This is a genomic window from Slackia sp. (genome assembly GCF_977041755.1).
Genome location: NZ_CDRRGL010000201.1, coordinates 1 through 2424 on the forward strand (window position 1 = coordinate 1; position 2424 = coordinate 2424).

At 56.6% G+C, this 2424-nt stretch carries 2 protein-coding genes; one reads left to right on the forward strand and one right to left on the reverse strand.

Features of this window, described 5'->3' with window-relative positions:
* A partial coding sequence (locus tag ACWI8T_RS09495) for a metallophosphoesterase (RefSeq protein ID WP_449138767.1) occupies nt 1–415 on the reverse strand: 415 nt, incomplete at its 3' end.
* A 397-nt stretch (nt 416–812) separates the two neighbouring features.
* Here ACWI8T_RS09495 and ACWI8T_RS09500 point away from each other — a divergent pair.
* Nucleotides 813–2231 (forward strand): FAD-binding oxidoreductase, encoded by a 1419-nt coding sequence (locus tag ACWI8T_RS09500; RefSeq protein WP_449138768.1) that lies wholly within the window; start codon nt 813–815, stop codon nt 2229–2231.
* The last annotated feature ends 193 nt before the right edge of the window (nt 2232–2424 follow it).

A 2424-nucleotide genomic window follows, 5' to 3' on the forward strand; every position in this document is an offset into this window, starting at 1 on the left:
AGTGCACGTGGCCATGCAGCGCGATGGCGTCGCGGCGTTTTCCATTCCAGCTCATGATGGGGTAGTGGAACAAAACGAGCTTATGGCCGCGCGCGTAGCCGGGTGCGATTTCGAGATAATCCTGTTCGGTTTCGAAAATTCCTGCCCCCGCACCCGTCGACCATGAATCGTCGTGGTTGCCGCGAATGAGATGCACGTGCTCACAAGCGATTTGCTCGCGCAGGCGGCGCGCGTTTTCGGCGGTTGTTTGATATGCGAAGTCACCCAGCACATAGAGCGAGTCGCTGGGCGCCACTCGTTCATTGATTGCCGCGATGAGTCCTTGATTCATGCGCTCGATGGTCTCAAACGGGCGATTCATCTTCGAAAGAATGCTCGAATGGCCGAAGTGCAGATCGGCGGTGAACCACATCATGGTGCGCTCCTTGGTTTGAATCGGTTGGGCGTGCGCTAGTGCGCGCGACGCGGCTGCGCTTCGCGCGCTTTGCGGACGGCGTTATTGTAGCGGTGGAGCAAACTGCCCGCGAGGGAAAACAAATCTGCTGCCGAAGAACGCCTTTGCTGCTAGAAAGGCGACCATGCTGCTGGGAAAGCTATTCTGCCGCGTGGAAAACCTTGCCGCCCGCCGTCAATTCTTTTCCGTTCGCCGCTGGTACATGCCGTTTAATAAGGGGCTCCCTTCGTTGAATTGTATTCGCACTCTAGTGTGCTAAAGTTCGTCGAACACAATGAAACTTTATACGGTGTTAATTGTGCTGCGGTTGATTTCCGCCGTGCGTCGCTGTGCGTTGTAAGCACATGGAAAGGAAGCCATGGTCGAATATAACGAACTCACGGACGAGCTTGTCGCTGAGCTTGCCGCTATCGTCGGCGAGGACAATTGCCTTACGGGCGGGGACATCAACGAAGACTATTCGCACGATGAGATGCCTATTTACGGCACGCACATGCCCGACGTTGTGGTTCTTCCTGCAAACACCGATGAAGTGTCGGCCATTATGAAGCTTGCGAGTGCGAACAATATCCCCGTAACGGTGCGTGGAGCGGGAACGGGCTTAGTGGGTGGCAGCACGCCGTTGGCGGGCGGTATTGTGCTGTGCACCATGCGCATGGACAAGATTATCGAATATGACGAAAACAACTTGTTCGTGCGCGTGCAGCCGGGCGTGCGCTTGTGCGACTTGGCGGCCGATGCGATCGACCACGGCTTCATGTACCCGCCTGATCCGGGTGAAAAAACGGGATCAGTCGGCGGAAACGTGTCAACGAATGCTGGCGGCATGCGAGCCGTGAAGTACGGCACCACGCGCGACTATGTGCTTGCCATGACGGTGGTTCTGCCGAGCGGCGAGGTGCTGCGCCTGGGCCGCGAGGTCGCGAAAGCAAGCTCGGGCTATAGCTTGCTGCACCTGATGATTGGCTCGGAGGGCACGCTTGGCATTATCACCGAGCTCTCCATGAAGCTTATCCCCAACCCCAAAGAAGACATGAGCTTCATCCTCTCGTTCAGCGATATTCAAACCGCCATTGCCGCCGTGCCGAAAATCAAGCTCGCGGGCTTGAATCCGCAGTCTATCGAGTTCATGGAGCGCGACATCGTGGATTCTTCGGCCGAATACACGGGGAACAAAATCATTCCCACGGTGGTCGACGGCAACGAATGCGGCGCATATATCCTGGTCACACTCGATGGCAACGACGAGGACGAGATTTTCCAGCGCGCCGAAACGCTGGCTGAAATCGGCGAAGAAGCGGGTGCCTTCGACACGCTCGTTATCGAGCACCCGGCCGATAAGGCGGCGGTATGGGCGGCGCGCAGCGCGTTTCTCACGGTAATCGAGGCCGAAACCGAGCATCTCGACGAAATGGACGTGGTGGTTCCCGTCGATAAAATCGCCGAATTCCTGGGCTTTATCCACGATATGGGCGTCCAGAACGATGTGCTCATTCGCTCGTTCGGCCATGCAGGTGACGGCAATTTGCACATTTATTGCTGCGGAAACAACATTGAACGCGAGGCGTTTCTTGAGAAATCGACGCGCGTTATGCGCGCGGCATACGCGAAATGCAATGAACTGGGCGGCCAGGTTTCTGGCGAGCACGGCATTGGACACGCGAAGAAGGAATACCTGCGCGAATCGGTAGGAGACACGGCGTTTTCCCTGATGGCAAGTATTAAGCAGGCGTTTGACCCGAAGAACATTCTGAACCCCGGCAAAGTTTGCAACTAAAGCGGCCGTGCTGGGCGTATGGATATGCGTCCTGCATGGCGAAATGGGAAGAACCTGCGATTTTGGGCATGAAGAGCATTTCTCAGGCGGAGCGGGCTGGACTCGCTCCGCTTTCTTGTTTTAGGGGTTTGTGGCTCTTGCCCCTTGCGAGAGGCGCGGCGAGGCTGACAAATATCCCTATTCCATGCGGCGA

Coding starts and splice junctions, on each gene's coding strand:
- ACWI8T_RS09500 (WP_449138768.1), top strand. CDS start 813: ATGGTCGAATATAACGAACTCACGGACGAGCTTGTCGCTGAGCTTGCC.